This window comes from Nocardioidaceae bacterium SCSIO 66511, from assembly GCA_023100825.1.
Taxonomy (GTDB): Bacteria; Actinomycetota; Actinomycetes; order Propionibacteriales; family Nocardioidaceae; genus Solicola.
Window position 1 is genome coordinate 1,607,823 of record CP095846.1, and the last position, 23,789, is coordinate 1,631,611.

15 protein-coding genes are annotated in these 23,789 nt (G+C 66.6%); 12 read left to right on the forward strand and 3 right to left on the reverse strand.

Annotated elements, in window-relative coordinates; genetic code table 11:
- Positions 1-44 precede the first annotated feature (44 nt).
- Together MU582_07585 and MU582_07590 are read left to right on the forward strand one after the other, a co-directional pair.
- Positions 45-1,403, forward strand: coding sequence for a TrkH family potassium uptake protein (locus MU582_07585; GenBank protein UPK76485.1), 1,359 nt, complete (start codon positions 45-47; stop codon positions 1,401-1,403).
- On the forward strand, positions 1,396-2,079 hold the full coding sequence (locus MU582_07590; GenBank protein ID UPK76486.1) for a TrkA family potassium uptake protein: 684 nt from the start codon (positions 1,396-1,398) through the stop codon (positions 2,077-2,079). The genes MU582_07585 and MU582_07590 overlap by 8 nt, the downstream gene beginning before the upstream one ends.
- Positions 2,080-2,109: 30 nt before the next feature.
- Here MU582_07590 and MU582_07595 read toward each other — a convergent pair whose 3' ends face one another.
- Together MU582_07595 and MU582_07600 are read right to left on the reverse strand one after the other, a co-directional pair.
- Complete coding sequence (locus tag MU582_07595; GenBank protein ID UPK76487.1) at positions 2,110-3,123, reverse strand: hypothetical protein; 1,014 nt, start codon at positions 3,121-3,123, stop codon at positions 2,110-2,112.
- A gap of 93 nt (positions 3,124-3,216) precedes the next feature.
- On the reverse strand, positions 3,217-4,344 hold the full coding sequence (locus MU582_07600) for a PQQ-dependent sugar dehydrogenase (GenBank protein UPK76488.1): 1,128 nt from the start codon (positions 4,342-4,344) through the stop codon (positions 3,217-3,219).
- A gap of 174 nt (positions 4,345-4,518) precedes the next feature.
- On the opposite strand from MU582_07600, the gene MU582_07605 reads away from it, so the two are divergent.
- From MU582_07605 to MU582_07615, 3 genes are all read left to right on the forward strand, one after another.
- The gene (locus tag MU582_07605; GenBank protein UPK76489.1) at positions 4,519-6,216 is read left to right on the forward strand and encodes a sodium:solute symporter family protein; all 1,698 of its coding nucleotides are present in this window, start codon (positions 4,519-4,521) and stop codon (positions 6,214-6,216) included.
- A 22-nt stretch (positions 6,217-6,238) separates the two neighbouring features.
- Positions 6,239-6,496, forward strand: a complete 258-nt coding sequence (locus tag MU582_07610) for a hypothetical protein (protein ID UPK76490.1) — start codon at positions 6,239-6,241, stop codon at positions 6,494-6,496.
- Between the two features lie 279 nt (positions 6,497-6,775).
- Positions 6,776-8,227, forward strand: coding sequence for an HNH endonuclease (locus tag MU582_07615; GenBank protein ID UPK76491.1), 1,452 nt, complete (start codon positions 6,776-6,778; stop codon positions 8,225-8,227).
- On the opposite strand, the gene MU582_07620 is transcribed toward MU582_07615, so the two are convergent.
- Positions 8,224-8,958: an alpha/beta fold hydrolase gene (locus tag MU582_07620; protein ID UPK76492.1), complete on the reverse strand. Its 735-nt coding sequence runs from the start codon at positions 8,956-8,958 to the stop codon at positions 8,224-8,226. The genes MU582_07615 and MU582_07620 overlap by 4 nt on opposite strands.
- Positions 8,959-9,266: 308 nt before the next feature.
- Here MU582_07620 and leuS point away from each other — a divergent pair, with 308 nt between their 5' ends.
- From leuS to MU582_07655, 7 genes are all read left to right on the forward strand, one after another.
- Positions 9,267-12,110, forward strand: coding sequence for a leucine--tRNA ligase (gene leuS / locus MU582_07625; GenBank protein UPK76493.1), 2,844 nt, complete (start codon positions 9,267-9,269; stop codon positions 12,108-12,110).
- A 159-nt stretch (positions 12,111-12,269) separates the two neighbouring features.
- Positions 12,270-12,461 (forward strand): hypothetical protein, encoded by a 192-nt coding sequence (locus MU582_07630; protein UPK76494.1) that lies wholly within the window; start codon positions 12,270-12,272, stop codon positions 12,459-12,461.
- 180 nt (positions 12,462-12,641) lie between these two features.
- Positions 12,642-16,247: a chromosome segregation protein SMC gene (gene smc / locus MU582_07635; GenBank protein ID UPK76495.1), complete on the forward strand. Its 3,606-nt coding sequence runs from the start codon at positions 12,642-12,644 to the stop codon at positions 16,245-16,247.
- A 216-nt stretch (positions 16,248-16,463) separates the two neighbouring features.
- The gene (locus tag MU582_07640; protein UPK76496.1) at positions 16,464-18,068 is read left to right on the forward strand and encodes a sulfatase; all 1,605 of its coding nucleotides are present in this window, start codon (positions 16,464-16,466) and stop codon (positions 18,066-18,068) included.
- Positions 18,069-18,228: 160 nt separating this feature from the next.
- On the forward strand, positions 18,229-19,815 hold the full coding sequence (locus tag MU582_07645; protein ID UPK76497.1) for a sulfatase: 1,587 nt from the start codon (positions 18,229-18,231) through the stop codon (positions 19,813-19,815).
- A gap of 143 nt (positions 19,816-19,958) precedes the next feature.
- Positions 19,959-21,668: a sulfatase-like hydrolase/transferase gene (locus MU582_07650; protein UPK76498.1), complete on the forward strand. Its 1,710-nt coding sequence runs from the start codon at positions 19,959-19,961 to the stop codon at positions 21,666-21,668.
- 8 nt (positions 21,669-21,676) lie between these two features.
- Entirely contained in the window at positions 21,677-23,779 is a 2,103-nt protein-coding gene (locus MU582_07655) for a sulfatase (GenBank protein ID UPK76499.1), read from the forward strand.
- The last annotated feature ends 10 nt before the right edge of the window (positions 23,780-23,789 follow it).

The window sequence follows — 23,789 nt, forward strand, 5'->3', positions numbered from 1 at the left end:
GGGATGTGCACGAAAGCCGTCATTCAGCGCGATAACGTCTGCGGGTGGCTGGGATTTGGAGTCGGCGCGCGATCGTCGCAGCCGCGATGCATCCGGTGCGGCTGCTGCCGTTGGCGTTCGTCGTCGGCATCGTGCTGGGATCGCTCGTCCTGATGCTCCCGGTCTCGCGTACGGGCGATGGCGACGAGGTGGTGATGCCGGCTCTGTTCACGTCGACGTCGGCCGTCACCGTGACCGGGTTGAGCACGGTCGACACGGCGCATTTCTGGACCCCGTTCGGGCAGGGCGTGATTCTCGTGCTCGTGCAGATCGGCGGCTTCGGGATCATGACGCTCGCGACGGTCCTCGGCCTGCTCGTCGGCGGGCGCCTCGGCCTGCGTACCCGACTGATGGCGCAAGCGGAGATGCACATCGTCAACCTCGGCGAGGTGTGGCCGCTGCTGCGCCGGGTCGCGGTGACCATGTTCTCGTTCGAGTTGGTGATCGCGGTCATCCTGGCGTTCCGCTACCGCGCGGCGTACTTCGACGACTGGGGTACGTCGATCTGGCATGCGACGTTCAACTCGGTGATGGCCTTCAACAACGCGGGCTTCTCCTTGCACAGCGACAGCTTGGTGCGCTACCTCGGCGACGGATGGCTGATCCTGCCGATCTGCGTAGGCGTGTTCGCCGGGGCCGTCGGGTTCCCGGTCATGGCCGAGCTGTTCAAGAACTGGCGCAGACCGGCGAAGTGGACGATCCACACCCGCCTCACGGTGTGGGGCTCGATCGGCCTGTTCCTGATCGGCACGGTCACCTTCCTTGCCCTGGAATGGAGCAATCCGGCGACGCTCGGCACGCACGGGGTGTGGGACAAGCTGGTGACCGGCGTCGAAGGCGGCGTGATGCCGCGGTCCGGTGGGTTCAACAGCATCGACTACGCCCTTGCGCGACCGGAGACGCTCGGTATCGCGGACATCATGATGTTCATCGGCGGAGGTAGCGCCAGTACGGCCGGTGGCATCAAGATCACCACGTTCCTGCTGCTCTGGTACGTGATCCTCGCCGAGCTGCGCGGCGACCGGGACGTGATGATCGGTCATCGCCGGATCGGGTCGCAGACGCTGCGGCAGGCGGTCGCGATTGCGCTGTTGTCGGTCTGTCTCGTCGCCGTCTCGACGCTCTTCGTACTGCTCGTCACCGACTTCCGCCTGGAAGCGGTGCTGTTCGAGTGCACCTCGGCGTTCGGCACCGTCGGTCTCTCGATGGGCATCACCGGGGAGCTCCCGCACTCTGCCCAGGTCGGGCTGATGATCTTGATGTTCGTCGGCCGAGTGGGCACGATTACGGCAGCATCGGCGCTCACCATCAGACAGCGCATACGGCGCTACCGACTACCGGAGGAGAGGCCGATCATTGGGTAAGAAAACGCAGCCGCCGCCCGACGCGCCGGTCATCGTCATCGGCTTGGGCAGATTCGGAGCTTCCACTGCGGCATCGCTGATCCGGCTCGGACACGAAGTACTCGCGATCGACGAAGACGCCGAACTGGTGCAGAAGTGGGCGAGCGATCTGACGCATGCCGTCCAGCTCGACACGACCGACGAGGAGGCGCTTCGCCAGATCGGCGCCGACCAGTTCGACCGGGCGATCGTCGGCATCGGCAGCGACATCGAGGCGAGTGTGCTCACCGTGCTGACCCTCGTCGAGCTCGGCGTCAGCGAGGTGTGGGCGAAAGCCGTGAACATCAAGCACGGCAAGATCCTCAAACGGGTCGGCGCAAGCCATGTCGTCTATCCCGAACGCTCCATGGGCGAGAAGGTCGCGCACATGGTGAGCGGTCAGATGATCGACTACATGGAGTTCGACGACGGCTTCGCGATCGCGCGTACCCGCGCACCCGAAGAGGCGTACGACAAGACGTTGACGGAGTCGGCGCTGCGGAGTCGGTACGGCGTCACGGTCGTCGGCATCAAGCGGCCGGCCCAGGACTTCACGTACGCCCAGGCCGACACGATGATCCGAGAACGCGATGAGCTGATCGTCTCGGGCCCGACGCACAAGGTGGAGAAGTTCTGTGCGGTGACAGTCGCGTCGTGACGTGCGCGGCGCGACTGCCACCGACGAGTATTACGGCCAGTCGATGCCGAGCTTGCCCGGACCGCTGGCCAACCGGGTCGTACGCTCACACTTTCCGCCGACCGTGCAGCGAATGTTGGCGGCGACGTTGTGACCCTTGGCGGTGAACAGCACCTTGCGGTTCGACTCCCAGCGTGCCGATGAGGTTGCGATACGCCCGGCGGCTGAGAACGTGCGTACAACGGAGCCGTTGACGAGACTGCGAACCTGCAGCTTGTGCTCGCCGACCTTGGCGAGGAATCGCTTGCCGTCCGGTGAGGCGACGAGCGGACGTCCCTTGTTCCAGCCGGCGAGCGTCGTGGACGTTTCGTCGAATGCGACCAGGCGGTACTTGGCCTCACCGGGCTCGCTGCCGAACAGGACCATGCGATTCGCCGCTGGTTCGGCGAGTGCTGCGGTGCTATCGGTGAAGAAGGTGCGCTTGTCCTTCTTCGGCGCGTACCAATACGTCTCGGCGAGGTTCGAGACCAGCAGACGGTTCTTCCAGAACGCGACGACGCGGGTTCCTCCGATCCTCCAGCGGAAACGGATCTGCTTACCCGAAGGAAGCGCGCGTACCCACAGCATCTCCCTTCCGGTGCGCTCGGGCTCGGTGATCGCGAGGAGCTTCCCGTTGCCGCTGACGGAGTACCTGTCGCCGCCGTTGTACGCCGCCTGCGCAACGACGCCGAGGCGTCGGGCCTTGCGGTGCGGGCGGATCTGCCACAGGTTGCCGTTGTACCGGCCGTATCGGACCGCGGTGTAGCCGCCGGCGCCCTTGCCGACGAGGTCGAGCTGTTTCGGCCCCCGGATCTTGAACGACCGCTTGCCGTCGAAGATCATGCGCTTGTGCCTGTACAGCGACTGCGGACGCTCTCCTCGGTCGAGGGTGCCGGGTTCGATGGCGGTCTGCCGACTCTGCTCATCCGCTGGCGGCGCGCTCGCCTGTGCCGAAGGCTGAGCGAGCGTCGTACCGCAGACTGCGAGTACGCCTAGTGCCGCGACTCCGGCTCTGCGAATACCCATGTTTCCCCCTTTGAAGACTGCTGATCTCGGTCCGAGGGTAGCGCCAACGACGCCGGATTCGGGGCGAACGGAACTATCGAACGAGAGTGCTCGTCAGACGGTCACGCGCAGGATTCTGTCGTCGTCCGGCCCGGGCTCGGACCTTCCGTCGGTGTTGCTCGTGCTCACCCAGAGATCGCCGTCAGGGGCGACGGCGATCTCGCGGAGCCGGCCGTACTCTCCGACGAACCAGTCTTTCGGCGCACCCGTGCGGCGGCCGTCGAGCGGTACGCCGATGACGCGCTCGCCTCGCAGTGCGGCGACGTACGCGACTCCGCCGGTGATCGCGACGGCGGCGGGGGAGCACTTGTCCGGCGACCAGACCTGCAGCGGATTGGTGAACTCCGAGCCGTCCTTGCCTTCCACCTCCGGCCAGCCGTAGTTGTCGCCGCGTTCGATCAGGTTCAACTCGTCGAAGGACGAGTCGCCGAACTCCGAGGCCCACAACCTTTCTGAGTCATCGAACGCGATGCCCTCGACGTTGCGGTGGCCGTACGACCAGATCTCGTTGTCGAGCGGGTTGTTCGGCGCCGGTCGACCATCGGGGCGAATGCGCAGGATCTTGCCGCCGAGGTCGTCGGTGTCCTGCCCGCGGTCGGACTGCTCGGCATCGCCCGTCGACACGTAGAGCATGCCGTCCGGGCCGAATGCGAGACGACCGCCGTTGTGGTGAGTGCTGACGGGAATCCCGGTGAGCACCGGCACCGGTCGCCCGAGCCGACTCCCGTCGATCCGGATGCGGACGACTCGGTTGTCGGTGTTCGTCGAGTGGTACGCGTACACCGTGCGGGCATCGTCGGGGTCGAGGGCGAGGCCGAGTAGACCACCCTCGCCGAAGCCCTCGCTGGGTGCGACGCCGGGCACGTCGCCGAGCGGGCGTACGTCTCCATCGGCGCTCACGCGGACGATGCGGGCGTTGTCGCGCTCGGAGACGAGCGCCGTTCCCGCAGGTTCGAAGACGATCGACCACGGGACGTTGAGCCCGGTGGCGATGGTCGATGCGACTGTCAGAGTAGGGGATCCGGCGCTGTCCGATCCGGCATCCGGCCCGTCTGTATTCGCCTTGCTCCGCGATCCAGCGGTCTTGTCGGAGGGTTCGGCACCGGGGTCGTCGTCGGTGCACGCCGTACCGGTGAGCGCGACTGCGCCGAGCCCGACCAGGAAGCCTCGCCGATTCACCATGTTGCGATCATCTCCGACGCTGCGAGCATCGCCAAGCGCGGCGAGTACGCGCGGCCGTCGGGTGTAGGCCGACCCGATCGCGGTGGCGGCGCGCCGGTGAGCGGAGTGCGGTCGGCGGGCGTACCGTGTCGGGTGCAGGCTGCAACCGACGTTGGCTTCGAAAGGGATCGACGCGTGGTACTCGCACAGGAATCGCTCCGCCTCGACACCGACTTCTTCGACTACGCGCTGATCGCGCTCTACTTCGTCTTCGTGCTCGGCATCGGGTACGCCGCCAAGCTGCGGGTGTCGTCGAGTATCGACTTCTTCCTCTCGGGAAGGTCGCTGCCCGCGTGGGTCACCGGTCTCGCGTTCATCTCAGCGAACCTCGGCGCGGTCGAGATCATGGGTATGTCGGCGAACGGCGCGCAGTTCGGCATGGCGACGATGCACTACTTCTGGATCGGCGCAGTCCCCGCCATGTTGTTCCTCGGTGTCGTGATGATGCCGTTCTACTACGGGTCTGGCGTACGAAGCGTGCCGGAGTTCATGCGCCGACGCTTCGGAACCGGCGCACACCTGGTGAATGCGCTGAGCTTCGCTCTCGCCCAGATCCTGATCGCGGGCGTCAACCTGTACCTGCTCGCGTCGATCGTCGAAGCCCTGCTCGGCTGGGATCTCTGGGTCTCGCTCGTCGTCGCCGCGGTGGTCGTACTCAGCTACACCGCGCTCGGCGGCCTGTCGGCGGCGATCTACAACGAGGTGCTTCAGTTCTTCATCATCGTCGCGGCGTTGCTGCCGCTGACGATCGTCGCCTTGCACAAGATCGGCGGCTGGGACGGCCTGACCGACGCCGTCTCGGACAGCCCGGGCGGCTCCGAGCAGATGTCGTCGTGGCCCGGTCTCGGACTCACCGGCTTCGACAGCCCGTTCTGGTCGGTGGTCGGCATCGTGTTCGGGCTGGGGTTCGTGCTCAGCTTCGGGTACTGGACGACGAACTTCGTCGAAGTGCAGCGGGCCATGGCCTCGAACTCGATCTCGGCGGCGCGGCGCTCGCCGATCATCGGGGCGTACCCGAAGATGTTCATCCCGTTCATCGTGGTGATCCCGGGCATGATCGCGGCGATCATCGTCCCCGAGATCGCCGACTACAAGTCAGGTGCGACCAGCGACGGCGACTACAACGACGCCATCTTGTACCTGATGCGAGATCTGCTGCCCAACGGCATGCTCGGTGTGGCGATCGCAGGTCTTGTCGCCTCCTTCATGGCAGGCATGGCCGCCAACATCTCGGCATTCAACACGGTCTTCAGCTACGACCTCTGGCAGCAGTACGTGATCCGTGACCGGCACGACTCGTACTACACGTTGATCGGGCGGTTGGCGACGGTCGGCGCGACCGTTTTCGCCATCGGAACGGCCCTGATCGCGTCCAGCTACGACAACCTGATGAACTACCTGCAGACGTTGTTCGGGTTCTTCAACGCTCCGCTGTTCGCGACGTTCATCCTCGGCATGTTCTGGAAGCGGATGAGCGCGGCGGCCGGTTGGAGCGGTCTCGTCGCCGGAACGCTCGCGGCAGTTCTGGTCGGCATCCTCAGCGAGGACATGCTCGGTTCGTTGAGTACCGGTGCTCTCGACCTCACCGGACAGGGCGCGAGCTTTGTCGCCGCGGGTGCCGCGTTCGCCGTCGACATCGTGGTGAGCGTCCTCGTCACCCTCGTCACCAGACCGAAGCCGGAGTCGGAGCTGACCGGGCTCGTCTACTCGCTGACACCGAAGGAGACGTTGACCGATCCGGACCAGGAGCATCTACCGTGGTACCAGTCGCCGGTGAAGCTGGCGGGTGTCGCCCTGGTGCTCGTCATCATCTTGAACCTGTTGTTCCTGTGAGCGTACGAAGGGACTGACCGACATGGCATCGACGCAACGTCGCAGCAGCCGTACGGCCGGCGCGTTCGACATCCGACTCGTCATCGGGGCGCTGATCGGGATCTACGGGATCGTGCTGATCTGCCTCGGGCTCTTCAACGCCACCGACGCCGAGCTCGACAAGGCCGACGGCATGAACGTGAACCTGTGGGCGGGCATCGGCATGCTGGTTGTATCGATCCTGATGGCTTTGTGGGCATGGTTGCGGCCGACGGTCATCCCGGCTGACGACGACAGCTGACAGCGACAGCTGACGACGAGGATCCGTTTTCGGCGGTTTGGGTTGCTTGTCGGCTAGCCCGTTCCTTGGGTTGCCGGCCTTCATCGTTTCTCGTGCGCTTCGGTGCAGACCGCTTTGGCGGCGACGAGGATCCCGTTCCGGCTGGTTCGGTTGCTTGTCGGCTGACCCGATCCGCCGGTTTCCCGGTTGCCGGTCTGCCCTCAGCTGACCGGCCGAGAAGATTCTTCAAGAATCTTCGTTTTCCTTGTGGATAAGGGCTTCTGAGCCCTTCGACTGTCAGTGGCGGCTGGCATGATGACGGTTATGAGGACGGCGAACCTGATCGACGATGTCGAGACCACCGATGGTCTCGACCTCGCGGCGGCCGCTCGTGCTCAGCTCGCCCGCATCGAGGCTACACAGTTCGATGCGGTGTTGGCGTATCTGCGGCAGATCGCTGTCGAGCCGCTCGCCCGGGCGGGTGGGGTGAATGAATGGACCCGGTACGGCGGGTCAGGGACACCGTCGGTGTCGGAGTATGCGGTCGCCGAAGTCGGCCCCGTCCTCGGCCTGTCCGCCAACGGGGCACGGGCGCTGATCGCCGACGCGGTTGATCTGGCGTATCGGCTGCCGCGGCTGTATGCGTGTCTGCATGACGGGAGTGTGGATGGGTGGCGGATCCGGAAAGTCGCGCGTGCGACGCGGGAGTTCACCATCGCCCAAGCCTCCGATGCCGACCGGCGGCTGTCGGCTGCGAATGTCGACGGGACCCCGCTGATCGCACGGATCACCATGCCGCGGCTGCAGTTGGTGTTGGATCAGATCCGGTTCGTCGACGACCCCGACGGTGCCGAAAAGAAGCGCCGGGAGGCGCGCAGGCGGCGGGGTGTGACGATCTGGTTCGAAGACGGCGTCGCCCACATTACGGGCACCCTGTCGGTCGACGACGGCCAACGACTCGACCAACGTCTTGATCAGTTGGTGGAGTCGATGCGGTTCCTCGGCGACACCCGCCCTGATCACATCCTCCGGTCGGTGGCGATGGGCATGGTCCACGAACCCGACAACCTCGACGACCTCTACACCCTGGTCGCCGACAAAACCGACGACGTACCAGCCGAACCGGAATCTGAAACCGAGTCTGAGTCGAAGCCGTCGCGCAGGCGTCGCCGTCGTGGGTTGCGGGAGACGGTGCTCTACGTTCATTACGACCGGTGCTGGGGCACCTGGTCACTCGACGACGTCGGCGCCATCACCCGGTCGGAGGCCGAACAGATCCTCGGCAAATCATCGCGGGTGGTGGTGAAGCCGGTGATCGATTTGGAGACGACAATCTCGACCACCGGCTACGTCGCACCACCGCCGCTACGCGAGCAGACCGCACTGATGAACGGCCTCACCTGCACATTCCCGTACTGCAACCGACCGGCGAAACTCGGCGACTACGACCACATCCGCAACTACACCGACGGCGGCCCCACGGATTCCAGAAATGGACACAGGTTGTGTCGGTTCCATCACCGGGCGAAGACGTTCACCGCCTGGACCGTCACGTGCCCGGCACCCGGAATCTGGCTCTGGCTCTCACCCGCCGGACGTTCATACCTCGTCACCGCCGGCACCACCACCAAACTCCCCGGCCAAGTAGACACATGCGTCCACGAGAAGCGAAACGTAGCGCCGCCTGACACCCCGCCACCCGAGCACCACCGTGGCGGGGCACAGGCACGCTCTCGAAGTGCATGCACCTAATGCATCAGGTGGCGGGCGAAGAACCGCACCATGCTGTCCAGTTCGTACGCCGGAATCTCCCCGTGTCTACCCGGGTTGGCGTGCAGGGTCTTCTCGGTGGACCCGAGTCGGTCGAAGAGCTCGATGCACGTCTCGCGTGGCACCCGCTCATCGTCCCATTGCACCAGGAACTCGACGGGAACGGTGATCTGCGCCGCCGCCTCGGTCGATGCGATGGCGCCTCCGAGGCCGAGGACCGCTGCCCGAACCCGAGGCTCGGCGGCCACGAACGGAACGCCGAGCCCGCATCCGAGGGAGACGCCGAAGTAGCCCACCGGACCCGCGCCGACGTGATCGAGTTGCTGGACCTCGTCGAGTACGGCCCGCCATTCGGGCACTGTCTGGCGAGCGACGAGAGCTTGGAACTCCGCGATCAGCGGGGCCAGCTCTTCGCCGGCTTCGATGCGTTCTTGGTTCTCGGCTGCGAGTCGGTCGTACGCCGGCTCGCGCGGCCGGTCACCGTGGGCGGGAGCGTCGACCGCCACGACTGCAAAGCCGCATTCGATGACGAGACGTCGGGCGCGGACGAGCATGCCCGGGGCGAGCTTGTGCTGACCGCCGCCGTGACACATCAGGACAAGAGGCCGCGGGCCGCGGGCGTCAGCCGGAGACCAGAGCACACCGGGGATGTGCTCGAGGTCGAAGAGGTGCTGGGAGACGCCGTCGACAGACGACGCGGAAGTGAAACGCATTTGGGAATCCCCCTTCGGGATGCCTCCTGCGGGAACTCCCTAGGCCATGCGGGGAGGGAGACCCGACCTGTTCGAAGCGTTGATCGGTCTCACCTCCTGAGGTTGCAGTCGAGCACGGCGGGCCCGAACGTACCACGGTCGTTGCGGTACGATGACCTCGTGCACGTAGATGTACTCCTTCTTACGTAGCCGCACTGATCAACACCGACAGTGCGGCAAGCCCTCGTGACCGGGGGCTTTTTTTGTTGGAACGGGCACCTACGTCTGTCCGCGTCGAACGGTCGAACCTCAGCCCAGGAGAGAACCCAGTGAGCGTCGAAGACACCAACCCAGTGCCGCACCGTTACGACAGTGCGCTCGCTGCCGATATCGAGGCGCGCTGGCAGCGGCGTTGGCACGACGACGGAGTCTTCGAGGCGGCGAACCCGGTCGGCGATCTGGCGACCGGCGAAGACGTCTGGAAACGCGACAAGTACTTCATCATGGACATGTTCCCGTACCCATCCGGTGCGGGGCTGCACGTCGGCCACCCGCTCGGCTACATCGCCACCGATGTCATCGGGCGCCATCAGCGGATGCTCGGCAAGAACGTCCTGCACGCGCTGGGCTATGACGCGTTCGGACTGCCTGCCGAGCAGTACGCCGTGCAGACCGGCGCACATCCGCGCAAGACGACCGAGCAGAACATCATCACGATGCGACGGCAGCTGAATCGCCTCGGCCTGGCTCATGACGAGCGCCGCAGCTTCGCGACGATCGATCCCGAGTTCGTCCGCTGGACACAGTGGATCTTCCTGCAGATCTTCAACTCCTGGTACGACCGTGACGCCGATCGCGCCCGGCCGATCACCGAGCTGGAGGAGGAGTTCGCAAGCGGTGCGCGCGCAACGCCGTCGGGCCGCCCCTGGTCGGAGCACGACGCAGGCGAGCGCCGTAACGCGCTCGCGGAGTACCGACTCGCGTACATCGAGGAGACGCCGGTCAACTGGTGCCCGGGTCTCGGCACTGTCCTCGCCAACGAAGAGGTGACGTCGGAGGGCCGCAGCGAACGCGGCAACTTCCCCGTCTACACCCGCAATCTGCGCCAGTGGAACATGCGCATCACCGCGTACGCCGACCGGTTGATCGACGACCTCGACCGGGTCGACTGGCCCGAGCGGGTCAAGCTGATGCAGCGCAACTGGATCGGACGTTCGTCGGGCGCTCGGGTTCGCTTCCAGGTCGGCGCCGAGCAGGAGGTCGCGGTCTTCACGACGCGGCCCGACACGATCTTCGGTACGACGTTCGTCGTGCTCTCACCGGAGCATCCGACGGTCGCTGACCTGGTGCCCGCCGAGTGGCCCGACGCGACCCCTGATGCGTGGACAAACGGACTGGCCACGCCCAGCGAGGCCGTCGAGGCTTATCGCGCCGAGGCGGCGTCCAAGACCGACGCCGAGCGGCAGGACGAGAAGCGCGCCAAGACCGGCGTCTTCACCGGTGCGTACGCAACCAACCCCGCGAATGGCCAGCAGATCCCTGTCTTCGTCTCCGACTACGTTCTGATGGGCTACGGCACTGGCGCGGTGATGGGCGTACCCGGCGAAGACCAGCGCGACTGGGACTTCGCGACCAAGTACGGTCTGCCGATCGTACGAACGGTGCAGCCGCCCGACGACTTCGACGGTGAGGCGTACTCCGGTGTCGGCGCGATGATCAACTCGGCGAACGAGTCGGTCTCGCTCAACGGTCTCGACAAAGACGCCGCGATCGAGACGATCACGGGCTGGTTGGTCGAGCACGACCACGGCACCGCCACTACGACGTACCGGCTGCGCGACTGGCTGTTCAGCAGGCAGCGTTACTGGGGCGAACCGTTCCCGGTCGTCTACGACGAGCACGAGCAGCCGATCGCGCTGCCCGACAACCTGTTGCCGGTCGATCTGCCAGAGGTCGACGACTACTCGCCACGTACGTTCGAACCCGACGACGTGACCTCCGAGCCCGAGCCGCCGCTCGCGCGTGTGCCCGAGTGGGTCAACGTCGAACTCGACCTCGGCGACGGTCCGAAGATGTACCGCCGCGAGACCAACACGATGCCGAACTGGGCCGGCTCGTCGTGGTACGAACTGCGCTACACCGATCCGCACAACAGCGACGTGCTGGCCGACCCGGAGAACGAGCGCTACTGGATGGGCCCGCGCGCCGAAGGCGATGCCGGCGGCGTCGACCTCTACATCGGCGGCGTCGAGCATGCGGTGCTGCACCTGCTCTACGCGCGCTTCTGGCACAAGGTGCTGTACGACCTCGGCCACGTCTCGAGCGAGGAGCCGTTCCAGCGGTTGTTCAACCAGGGCTACATCCAGGCGTACGCCTTCACCGACGAGCGCGGCGTGTACGTGCCCGCGGACCAGGTACTGGAGGAGGCCGACGAGCACGATACGAAGTACCTGTTCGACGGTGAGCCGGTCAACCGTGAGTACGGCAAGATGGGCAAGAGCCTGAAGAACGTCGTCACGCCCGACGAGATGTACGACGAGTTCGGCGCCGACACGTTCCGGGTCTACGAGATGTCGATGGGCCCCCTTGCCGACTCCCGGCCCTGGGAGACGCGCGCGGTCGTCGGCTCGCAGCGCTTCCTGCAGCGGGTATGGCGGCTGGTCGTCGACGAGTCGACGGGCGAGACGATCGCCACCGAAGACGCGGTAGGCGAGGAGACGCTGCGGGCGCTGCACAAGACCATCGACGGCGTGCGTGCCGATATGGACCGCATGCACCTGAACACCGTCATCTCGAAGCTGATCGAGTACACCAGCCATCTGACCAAGTCGGGATGCACGGCGCGCGCGGCGGTCGAGCCCCTGGTGCTGATGCTGGCCCCGATCGCCCCGCACATCTGTGAGGAGCTGTGGTCGCGGCTCGGCCATGCCGAGTCACTGACGTACGAGGCGTACCCGGAGGCCGACCCGGCCCACCTGGTCGACGACACCGTCACCTGTGTCGTGCAGGTCAAGGGCAAGGTACGCGGGCGCATCGACGTGTCGCCCGAGATCGGCGATGACGAACTGCGCGAGCTGGCGCTCGCGGAGCCGAACGTCGCGAAGTACGTCGACGGTCAGCAGATCCGCAAGGTGATCGTGCGGGCGCCGAACCTGGTGAACATCGTCGTCTGACCGAACCCTGCAGCCGGGGGATCTGTCGGCCCGACGCCGATTTGACCCGGGTTGCTCGGGATGGGATATTGGACGGTGGCGCATGTGCTGCATTCTGCCGATCGGTACCGACAGCCGCGCCGCCACGACCCCACACTCGTACCGGAGGATGGATCGACCATGGCCAAAGCGCTGCTCGGCTACGTGGGGCACAACGACCCCGTGCTTACCAGCGAGAATGCCCGTCTTCGACTTCGTGTCCGCGACCTCGAGGCAGAGGTCTCCCGGCTGAAGAACGAGAACGACGCGCTCCACGCCAACCTGTCGGCGTCGCTGACGCCCGAGGATCTGCTCGAACCCGTCTCCCACTGACGGTCGACGCGACACGCGAACGATCACCGTCCGTCGGGCGGCGAGACCGGCGTCGTACGCTGCACTCAGAGGTTCCACGCACCTGCTCGCGGAACTTCTGGGCTCTTCCCCGATGCCCCGTCGCCCGCCGGCGGCCGATAGCATCGCCTCCGCCGAACCGACTGTCTCGAGGAGTCCGCGTTGTATCTGAAGAGCCTGACGCTCCGCGGATTCAAGTCCTTCGCCTCGTCGACGACGCTGCAACTCGAGCCGGGCATCACGTGCGTCGTGGGCCCGAACGGCTCGGGCAAGTCCAATGTCGTCGACGCGCTCGCCTGGGTGATGGGCGAGCAGGGCGCGAAATCGCTGCGCGGCGGCAAGATGGAAGACGTCATCTTCGCCGGTACGTCCGGGCGGCCGCCGCTCGGGCGGGCCGAGGTCGTCCTGACCATCGACAACGGCGACGGTGCGCTGCCGATCGACTACACCGAGGTCAACATCTCGCGAACGATGTTTCGCAACGGCGGCTCCGAGTACGCGATCAACGGGCAGTCGTGCCGCCTGCTCGACGTACAGGAGCTGCTGAGCGACTCGGGCATCGGTCGCGAGATGCATGTGATCGTCGGTCAGGGGCAGCTCGACTCGATCCTGCGCGCGACTCCGGAGGAGCGCCGCGGCTTCATCGAAGAGGCAGCGGGCGTACTCAAGCACCGCAAGCGCAAGGAGAAGGCGCTCCGTAAGCTCGACTCGACCGAAGGCAACCTGACCCGACTCGGCGACCTGCTCAGCGAGATCCGTCGTCAGCTCAAGCCGCTCGGACGTCAGGCCGAGGTCGCGCGCAAGGCGGCCGTCATCCAGGCCGACGTACGCGACGCTCGCGCCCGACTGCTCGCCGACGAGATCGTGACGGCGCGTACGGAGCTGCAGAGCGAGCTCGCCGATGAGTCCGCGATCAAGGAGCGGCGCACCGAGGTCGAGAAGGCGCTCACGGCCGCGCGCAACGACGAAGGCGCGCTGGAGGACCAGCTTCGTGCCGATGCTCCGCGGCTCCAGGCCGCGCAGGACACCTGGTACTCCCTATCGGGTCTGCGCGAGCGCTTCCGGGGCACTGCGAGCCTTGCGACCGAACGCGTACGCCGCGCAGCCGACGACGCCGAGGAGCTTCCGGAGGGTCGCGACCCCGACCAGATGGAGGCGGAGGCGGCACAGATCCGCGAACAGGAAGCGGCGATCGCGCAGGAGGTCGCCGCTGCCGATACGTCGCTGAAGGAGACCATCGAGCGTCGCAGCGGTGCCGAGGATGCGTACACGACCGAGGAGCGTCGCATCGCCGGTCTGGTACGTGCGGCGGCCGACCGACGCGAAGGTCTGGCGCGGCTGCACGGTCAGGTCAACGCCGCCAAGAGCCGTGCACGGGCGGCGGAGGAGGAGATCGGCCGCCTCACCCAGAGCCGTGCCGAGGCGGTATCCCGAGCCGACCAGTCCGACCACGACTTCGCGGCGTTGGAGAGTCAGGTCGCCGGGCTCGACGCGGGTGAGAGCGGGCTCGACGCAGAGCACGAGTCCGCGCAGTCCGAGCTCGACGAGGTCACTTCTCAGCTCACCGACGTACGCGAGCGGGCGCAGGTCGCCGAGCGCGACCGTGCTGCGCTGGTCGCCCGCAAGGAGGCGCTGGAGCTGAGCCTCACCCGCAAGGACGGCACCGATGCGCTGCTGGCGGCTGCCGAGCAGGTGGGTGGTCTGAGCGGTCCGGTCGCCGAAGCCGTCAACGTCCGCCACGGATACGAGACCGCGGTCGCCGCCGCGCTAGGCCCCGTCGCCGACGCCGTCATCGCCGACAGCCCGGCAACGGCCGCGCGCGCGATCGCCGAGCTCAAGCGCAACGACTCCGGCCGTGCCGGCATGTTGCTCGGCGGCAACGGCGGTACGCACACCGACTGGCCAGCGTTGCCCGGCAACGCGGCGTACGCGGTCGACGTACTGGAGGCGCCCGAGCAACTCCTGCCGGCACTGCGGGCGGCGTTGTCTCAGGTCGCCGTCGTCGACGATCTCGACGGGGCCCGCCAGCTCGTCGAGCAAGTACCGGACATCGTCGCCGTCACCCGCGACGGCGACCTGCTCGGTCGGCATTTCGCGTCTGGCGGATCGTCGTCCGCACCGAGCCTGCTCGAGGTCCAGGCCGCGGTCGACGAGGCCGCCGAGGCGCTGACCGAGGCCGGTCACACGGTGGAGCGGCTGACGTTCGACCTCTCCCGGCTGAGCGACCGCCAGAGTGAGGCGCAGAAGCGGGTCGACGTCGCCCTCGCCAAGCTGCACGAGTCCGATGCCGCGATGGCCGCGGTCGCGGAGAAGCTCGGCCAGTTCGGATCCACCGCACGCGCGGCCCGCGACGAGGCCGAACGCCTCGACCGGTCGATCGCGACCGCAGAGAAGAGCCGCGACGAGCACGTACGCACGCTCGCCGACCTCGAGGCGCGGCTGAACGACGCACAGCAGGCGCCCGATGAGGAGCCCGACACCACCGAGCTCGAGTCGTTGGCCGAGAAGGCGAAGCAGGCACGCGCGGCCGAGACCGAGGGCCGGCTCGCGCTGCGTACTGCCGAGGAGCGCGCGCGAGCCCTGCACGGGCGCGCCGACTCGCTGATCGCCGCCGCCACCGCCCAACGTGAGGCCCAGGCGCGGGCCGAGGAGCGTCGCCGCCAGCGCATCCTCGAGGCCGAGGTCGCCCGGGCGGTGCTGGTCGGCACCGACGCCGCGCTGCACCACCTCGACCGGTCGATCGACACCGCGGCGAATGCACGCGCTGAGGTCCAGCACGCACGTTCTGCGCGTGAAGAGCAGCTGACCGGTGTCCGCACCCGCGTACGCGAGCTCAGCGCCGACCTCGAGCGGCTCACCGACTCGGTCCACCGCGACGAGATGGCACGCGCCGAGCAACGGCTGCGGATCGAGGCGCTCGAGCAACGCTCGATCGATGAGCTCGGCCTCGAGGTCGAGGCGCTGATCGGCGAGTACGGCCCGGAGGTGCCCGTACCGGTTCAGTCCGAGGCCGCCGATGAGCGGCCCGCCGACGCCGGCGCCGAGTCGGGCGACCAGCAAGCCTCGTCGGACGAGACTGAGTCGACCGTCGAGACGGTGCCGTTCGATCGTGACGAGCAGCGCAAGCGGCTGCGCTCGGCAGAGCGTGCGATGGCTCAGCTCGGCAAGGTGAACCCCCTTGCGCTGGAGGAGTTCTCGGCGCTGGAGGAGCGGCACAAGTTCCTGACCGAGCAGCTGGAGGACCTTCGTAAGACCCGCAAGGACCTCCTCGACATCGTCGCGGACGTCGATGCGCGGGTCGAGCAGGTCTTCACCGAGGCTTGGCACGACACCGCCGCCGCGTTCGAGGGCGTCTTCGCCCGGTTGTTCCCCGGCGGCGAGGGTCGACTCGTACTCACCGATCCGGCCGAGATGCTGAGCACCGGCGTCGACGTCGAGGCCCGGCCCGCAGGTAAGAAGGTCAAGCGGCTGTCGCTGCTCTCCGGCGGTGAGCGCTCACTCGTCGCGGTCGCGTTCCTCGTCTCATTGTTCAAGGCCCGCCCGAGCCCGTTCTACATCCTCGACGAGGTAGAGGCCGCTCTCGACGACGTCAACCTCGGCAGGCTGCTGGAGATCTACGAGGAGCTGCGCGAGAACTCCCAGCTCGTCGTCATCACACACCAGAAGCGCACGATGGAGGTCGCAGACGCGCTGTACGGCGTGTCGATGCGAGGCGACGGCGTGTCGGCGGTCATCAGCCAGCGCATCCGCGAGGCGCAAGCATCCTGAGCGGCCCCAATCCCGTATCCATGCGATGCTGGAGCCGGTCCGGAAGTAGGTTTCCGGCGGAGGGATACCGACGCGGGTAGATGGGTGAGTCCGAGCGGTGCCGGTGAAGCGAGCCGGCGCGAGTGAGGCAGTGCTTGGACTCAGCCATCTAAGGGGGCACACGTCGCCGTTCACCGTGTTGTGCCTTGCGCCTTGCTTTGCAGGAGGTGTCACGACATGCCAACAACTCGAACAGGTCGCCTGATGGCGACTGTGCCGGTCGTAGCCTCGGCCCTCGTCGTGGGGGCGGTCGGCAGTCCACGAGTCACCGAGTCCGCCGCAGGCGAGCCGGCACAGCGGCAGCGAGTCGCGGACCCGTGCGAGAAGCGATGGCCGCCGAGCTCGACCGCCGAAAGGGATCGCAATCGCGGCCTCGGCCGTCCGGCGCCGTCGAACCGGCCGGCCGCGAAACCCCAGGGTCGCCCGAACATTCTGACGATCATGGTCGACGACATGCGCGCCGATGAGCTGCGCGGGCCGTGGATGAAGAACACCCGTGCGTTGATCGGCCAGCGCGGGGCGAACTTCCGCAACTCCTTCGCTCCGTACCCCTTGTGTGGTCCCGCGCGGTCGTCGTTCCTCACCGGGAAATACAGCCACAACCACGGTGTACGCGAGAACTCCGACCCGTCGGCGTTCAAGCGCTTCAACGACACGAACACGGTGGCGACCTGGCTCAACGGCGATGGTGCGAAGCGCAACTACAACACGGCCTTCCTCGGCAAGTACCTCAACGGCTATTCCAAGGCGAAGTACGTGCCCCCCGGCTGGAACCACTGGTATGCCTCGCTCGGCAAGACGAGCCAGCAGGCGCGGAACACCAAGCTCAGCCGGAACGGTAAGGGCGTGATCGACCTGTCCGGTCAGTTCCAGACCTCGGCGTACGGCAACCGCGCCCGGAAGCTGATCTCGAAGCTGAGCGGGAAGCGCAAACCGTTCTCGATGGTGCTGTCGTTCAGCGCACCGCACGCGGGCGGTCCGCGCGAACCCGACGATCCGAAGGACGTGCGTACGCCTGCCCGGCTGCCCAAGAACCGTCATCTGTACGAAAACCGCATCGTGCGGCCGCGCGGCGTACAAGGCGAACCCTGCAACGACGACAAACCGGCCGCCGTCCGCGATCTGACCAGGATCGACCGCGGTATGCAGCGCCAGATCGTCGAGCTCCGCCAGCAGCGGGCGCAGTCCCTGAAGACCGTCGACCGCCAGATCCCGAAGGTGATCAATGCGCTTCGGCGCTCCGGTGAGTTGTCGAACACGTACGTCATCTTCACCTCCGACAACGGCTTCTTCCTCGGAGAGTTCCGCCAGCGCGTCGGCAAGCGCCTGCTGTACGAACCGGCGTTGCGTACACCGACCCTCGTCCGCGGCCCCGGGATACCGCACGGCGCCCGCCCGCGAGCGCCGTTCACCAGCATCGACTTCGCACCGACGATCGCGGCGATGGCGAACGTTCGTAAACAGGGAAGCGTCGACGGCGTTTCGATGCTCGCGGCCGCCAAGCGCGGGCACGCGAAGTGGCGGCGTGCGATCCTGACCGACGCCGGCCCGTACGGTCTCGACGAATGGTTCGGTCGCGGTGTGCGAGTGCCCGGCTTCTCGTACGGCCGCTACCGCGACGTACTGGCGCCCGAAGAGCTGTTCGACCTCGGTACGGACCCCAACGAGAACCACAACGTCGTCCGCCGGCAGAAGTACGGCGAGGACGTCAGGCGGTTGCGCGCGGCGTATCGCGCATTACAGGACTGCGCGGGCAAGGAGTGCCGCCGAGTGCATCCATGAATGGGTGGTGACACGGATTTACCCCGGTTTGGGCTCCTGTGCGAAACTTGCCGACGGCAGACTTCCCCGCCCGGCCGACAGACCGGGTGTCTACCGGCATGCGTCGTGGTCACCACCATGACGCATGTCCTGTGTCATGGCCCCTACCCGGAGAATGTGCATGCCTCGCAATGGTCAACGAGCGGTTTCGCTCGGCGTCACGGCCCTCGCCGTCACGCTGACGGGCTCGCTGCTCAGCGATGCCGGTGCGGTGACGCCGGCGCCCGGCCCGAAACCGAATCCGGACCAGCTCCAGAAGCGCGGCGCGCAGGCGAGCAAGACCGCGGAGGTCGACGATCTCGGTGCGGCCCGTGGCAAGCGCCCGAACATCGTCTGGATCATGACCGACGACATGCGTGCCGATGAGCTGGGGCGAAAGTGGATGCGCCGCACCCGCCATCTGATCGGCGGTCAGGGCGTCACGTTCAAGAACTCCTTCGCGCCGACCCCGCTCTGCGCGCCGGCCCGCGCGTCGTTCCTGTCGGGCAAGTACATCCAGAACCACCGGGTCCGCGGGGTCAAGGACCCGTACGGTTTCCGGTCGTTCCGTGATCGCAACACGCTGCCGGTTTGGTTACGCAAGTCCGGCTACAACACCCTCTACCTCGGCAAGTACCTCAACGGATACGGGCGCCAGAAACGCCGCAACGGCAGGCCGTCGGAGCGCTACGTACCTCCGGGCTGGACCGACTGGCGTGCCTCGCTGGACAACCACGGCACGTACAACTACTACAACACCAGCCTGAACCGGAACGGCAAGCGGCAGTCCCTTTCCGGCAGGTACCAGACGAACGCGTACGGCCGGATCGGCACGAACATCATCAAGCGCTACGCCAAGAAGAAGAAGCCGTTCTTCTTCAACCTGTCGTTCACGGCGCCACACCACGGCGGGCCGCGCGAGCCCGACGACCGCAAGGGTCTGAAGACTCCGGCCCGCGATATCAAGTCGATCGGCAAGTTCGACCGGCAGACCCGGCGTCTGCCCGACCCCGACGGAGAGCCGGGCAACAGCCGCAAGCCATCGGTCGTGAGCGGTAAGTCGAAGCTCAGTAATCGGGCGAAACGCGGTGCACGCAAGGCCTATCGCCAGCGTGCCGAGGCCGGATCGACCGTCGACAAGCAGGTCAAGCGGCTGATCGGGGTGCTGCGACGGACCGGCGAGCTGAAGAACACGTACGTCATCTTCACCTCCGACAACGGCTACCTCTTGGGAGAGGCGCGCCGCATCCAAGGCAAGACGTTGCCGTACGAGGCATCGCTAGCGACGCCCCTGGCCATCCGCGGTCCCGGCATTCCGCGCGGGCGCGTACGCAAGGATCCGTTCACGTCGATCGACTTCGCGCCGACGATCGCGCGGATGGCGCGAGCGAAGGTACGTGCCAAGGTCGACGGGAAGTCGATGCTCAAGGTGGCGCGCAAGGGCGACCGTGGCTGGCGGCGACCGATCCTGACCAACACCGGAGCGCGTCGGGGCAAGAAGGCACTCGGCCAAGGCATCCGAGTCAAGGGATACCTCTACGCCGAGTACCGCACGCGCGGACGCAAACGCGAGCTGTACGACCTGCGGCGTGACCCGCACGAGTTGCGCAACGTGGCGGGTAAGAAGCGTTATCGCTTCACCCAGAAGCGCCTTCGCAAGGCGCTTCACCGCAGGTGGGACTGCTCCGGTGTGAAATGCCGCAAACCGATCGGCAAGTACGTCCGGTAGCGGAATGCACGATCTGAATATCTGACGCTCCCGACTGGCAACTTCGAGCGGGAGCAGTACGTCAGTACTGGTGAGAAGTACACAGCGCGGATGAGCCGTTTAGCTCGAACGGTCTCCACGCATGACGCGGAGGTGGTTCGGAAGTGTCGACGGTCCGACGACGGCTCAGGCGCACCGCAGTAGGAACGATGCTGCCGGTGGCGGCGCTGTCGTCATTGTTCGTGACGTCCACCTCACCCGCCCAGACAGCGGCCTCCGAACGTCAACCGCTCCCCGACACGCGCGATCAGCTGTGCGACGCCGAGTGGTCGAAGGTACCCGTGGTCAAGGACGAGCTGGATCGACTGCTCGGACTCTGGAGCGGTGGCGCGAAGGCACCGGGCGGCCGCCCGGCCAAGGGCAGCGGGGCCGCGAACGCGCCGGCCGGTAAGGCGCGGACGGCGCCGGCAGCATCGCCCCCCGACCGCGCCAAAGGCGACCCCAACGTCGTGGTGTTCATGGTCGACGATATGCGCGCCGATGAGCTTGCCGGGCCCTGGATGCGGCATACCCGCAAGCTGATCAAGGGCCAGGGAGTCACGTTCGCGAACTCCTTCTCGCCATTGCCGCTGTGCGGACCCGCCCGGGCGTCGTTCCTGGCCGGCCAGTACGCGCACAACACCGGCGTGCGCACCAACAACAGCCCGGCATCGTCGTTCGACCAGTTCGACGACCGCAACACGCTTCCGGTCTGGCTCAAGCGGGCCGGTTACCGCACGGCGTTCCTCGGCAAGTACATCAACGGTTACGCCCCGGGAAGTGCGAAGAAACCCGGTTCGTACGTCCCTCCGGGGTGGGACAGGTGGTACGCCTCAATCAACAAGGGCACCTATAAGTACCGCAACACCGTGCTCAGCAACAATGGTAAGGGCCTTCGCAACCTGAGCGGGCAGTACCAGACGAACGCCTACGGGCGCATCGGCTCCCAGCTCGTGTCCCAGATGGCCGGCAAGAAGAAGCCCTTCTTCCTGAACCTGTCGTTCACGGCGCCGCACAAGGGCGGCCCGAAGGAGCCCGACGACCCCGGCCTCGCGACCCCTGCCCGGCTGAAGAAGATGCGGGGCGCGTACGACGATCGCATCACGACTCCGGGCGGTGTACCCGGCGAACCGTGCAACGGCAGCCAACCACGGGTGGTGAGCGACAAGTCGCCGATCACTCCCGAGCAGCAGGCTGCGATCACCGAGGTCCGCAGGCAGCGCGCGGAGTCGCTCGCGACCGTCGACAAGGCGGTGCAGCGGGTCGTACGCAAGCTGAAGAAGACCGGCGAGCTCAAGAACACGTACGTGATCTTCACGTCCGACAACGGCTACTTCCTCGGAGAGTTCCGTCAGCGCATCGGTAAGAAGCTCAGCTACGAGCCGTCGCTGCGTACACCGACCATCATCCGCGGTCCCGGAATCAAGTCCGGGATCACCCGCGAGCAAGCGTTCACCACGATCGACTTCGCACCGACCATCGCCAAGATGGCCAATGCGCGAGCGGCCAAGAACGTCGACGGCAAGTCGCTGCTGAGAGCGGCGAAGACCAAGGCGAAGCCCTGGAAACGGCCGATCCTCACCGATCCGGGCAAGGGCCTCGGCGAGCTGAACTACGGCCGCGGCGTACGGATGCCCGGTGCGTTCTACGCCGAGTACCAAGACAGCCGGGTCCCGGAGCAGCTGTTCGATCTGTCGAAGGATCCGCACGAGAACCGCAACGTCGTCGCGGACAAACGCTACGAACGCACTCGTTCGACGATGGCACGAATGCTCGCGAACCTCCGAGACTGCAAGGGCGAGACCTGTCGAACGCCGTGGAAGTCGACGAGGTGAGCGCACGGGTGTCGTCGAGATCGGGCTCGCGTCTCGCCGTGCCGGTCGGTGCGGCGTGCGTTGCGGTCGTCGCGGCCGGACTCCCGTCGGGTGCCGCCCCGGGCCCGACCGAAACCGGCGGTGACCAGGCCCGCTCCGACGCCCGGTCGGCAGCCCCCGTCGCCTTCGCACGCGACCGAGCTGCGAAGATCCGCGACCTCTCGGTCGAGAACGTCGCCGACTTCGTCGCGGTGCGGGTACGTCATGCGGGCGCGTACTGGGACGGCCGGACCGACATCAAGATCGGCCTCGGCGGCCAGTCGATGTACCCGTACCGCGTCCGCGTGCACAAGGGCGAGAACTCCGCGGAGCTGAGTCGTTTCGGCGACCAGTCGTGGAAGTGCTCGGGAGTCCGCGCGAATGCCGCCGACTCCGGCTCGGAGACGCTCGTCGTCGTGCCGCGGTCGTGTTTCGACGGCGACACGCAGCAGGTGCGCGCCAAGGCGACGGCCCGTCAGCAGGGCGCCGGCACGTCGAATGCGTCGGCCGGTTACGTCGAGCAGACCGAGAAGCCGAACGTCGTCGTCATCATGTCCGACGACATGCGCGACGACGAGTACAGCGGACCGTGGATGAAGCGCACCCGCAAGCTCGTCGGCGACGCAGGCGTCCGCTTCGACAACTCCTTCGCGCCCCTGCCGCTGTGTGCTCCGGCGCGCGCGTCGTTCCTGACCGGGCAGTACCCCCACAACCACGGTGTGTGGGGCGTCAAATCGCCGTACGGCTTCAGCTCCTTCCGCGATAAGGAGACGCTGCCGGTCTGGCTCAAGTCGGGCGGCTACCGCACGTTCATGCTCGGCAAGTACATCAACGGCTACGGCAAGCCGGAGATGCCGGCGCCGGGCGGCGGCTCGTCGGTACGCTACATCCCGCCGGGGTGGGACGACTGGCGTGCCTCGATCGACAGCAAGGGCACGTACAACTACTGGGGCACCCACCTCAACAACAACGGCCGGATACAGGCGCTCAACCGCAAGTACCAGACCACCGCGTACCGCCGCATCGCCAGCGACGAGGTGCGCAAGCGGTCGAAGTCCGACAACCCGTACTTCATGTACCTCTCGTTCGTCGCGCCACATCACGGTGGGCCGCGCGAGAAGGACGACCCGTCCGAGGTCGAGGACCTCGAAGGTCACAAGTACCGGATCAAGACACCCGCCCGGCCAAAACGCGTACGCGGGGAGTGGAACGACGACATTTCGCGGGCGCCGGGAGCGGGTGCGGAGTCGGATATGTCCGATAAGCCGAAGTTCATGCAGCGCCTTCCCGGTATGAGCCAGAGCGAGCGTGACGGCGTACGCGAGCTCGCACGTCAGCGCGCGGAGAGTCTCGGCCTGCTGGACAAAGCCGTCGCGCGGATCGTCCGTACGCTGCGGTCGAGCGATGAGCTCGACAACACCTACGTCGTCTTCACTTCCGACAACGGTTACTTCCTCGGCGAGCACCGGATGCGGCAGGGCAAGACGCTGCCGTACGAGCCCTCGCTGCGGACCCCGACGGTCGTCCGCGGGCCCGGCATCCCTGCCGGGCAGACCCGGCACGACCCGTTCCTGTCGATCGACTTCGCCCCGACGATCCTCGAGATGACGGGGCTGTCGACCGATCGCAAACCCGCGATCGACGGCCGGTCGATGCTCGACGTCGCCCAGAAGGGCGATAACGGCTGGACTCGTCCGGTGGTCACCGAGAGCGGGCCCTCGACCGTCCCGACGCTGATGGATCTCGACGGGCAGACGTTCGGCCGGGATCCCAACGCGGCGTCCAAGAGCTCGCGGATGCACGGCATCCGCTCGCCGAATTTCCTGTTCAGCGAGACGAGTGGTCGCGAGCCGGAGCTGTACGACCTTCGTACCGACCCCGGCCAGGTCAACAGCGTCGTCGATGACGACCGGTTCTCCCGGGCCCGCGGCGAGCTGAACCAGCTGCTGGAACGCATGCACGCCTGCCTCGGCGCGGAGTGTCGCGACCCTCTGCCCTCGTGGCTCGACGATGTGCCCGATCGAGGCAAGGGTGAGAAGAAGGGCGACAAGGCGGGCGAGAAGAACGCCGAGAAGTCCCGCAAGTCCGACTGATGGGACATTG

What these genes read in the sequence shown, in the direction of transcription:
- MU582_07595 (UPK76487.1), bottom strand. Translation starts at nt 3,123, where the DNA reads ATGGGTATTCGCAGAGCCGGAGTCGCGGCACTAGGCGTACTCGCAGTC.
- MU582_07620 (UPK76492.1), bottom strand. Translation starts at nt 8,958, where the DNA reads ATGCGTTTCACTTCCGCGTCGTCTGTCGACGGCGTCTCCCAGCACCTC.
- MU582_07630 (UPK76494.1), top strand. Translation starts at nt 12,270, where the DNA reads ATGGCCAAAGCGCTGCTCGGCTACGTGGGGCACAACGACCCCGTGCTT.
- MU582_07640 (UPK76496.1), top strand. Translation starts at nt 16,464, where the DNA reads ATGCCAACAACTCGAACAGGTCGCCTGATGGCGACTGTGCCGGTCGTA.
- MU582_07610 (UPK76490.1), top strand. Translation starts at nt 6,239, where the DNA reads ATGGCATCGACGCAACGTCGCAGCAGCCGTACGGCCGGCGCGTTCGAC.
- MU582_07645 (UPK76497.1), top strand. Translation starts at nt 18,229, where the DNA reads ATGCCTCGCAATGGTCAACGAGCGGTTTCGCTCGGCGTCACGGCCCTC.
- MU582_07600 (UPK76488.1), bottom strand. Translation starts at nt 4,344, where the DNA reads ATGGTGAATCGGCGAGGCTTCCTGGTCGGGCTCGGCGCAGTCGCGCTC.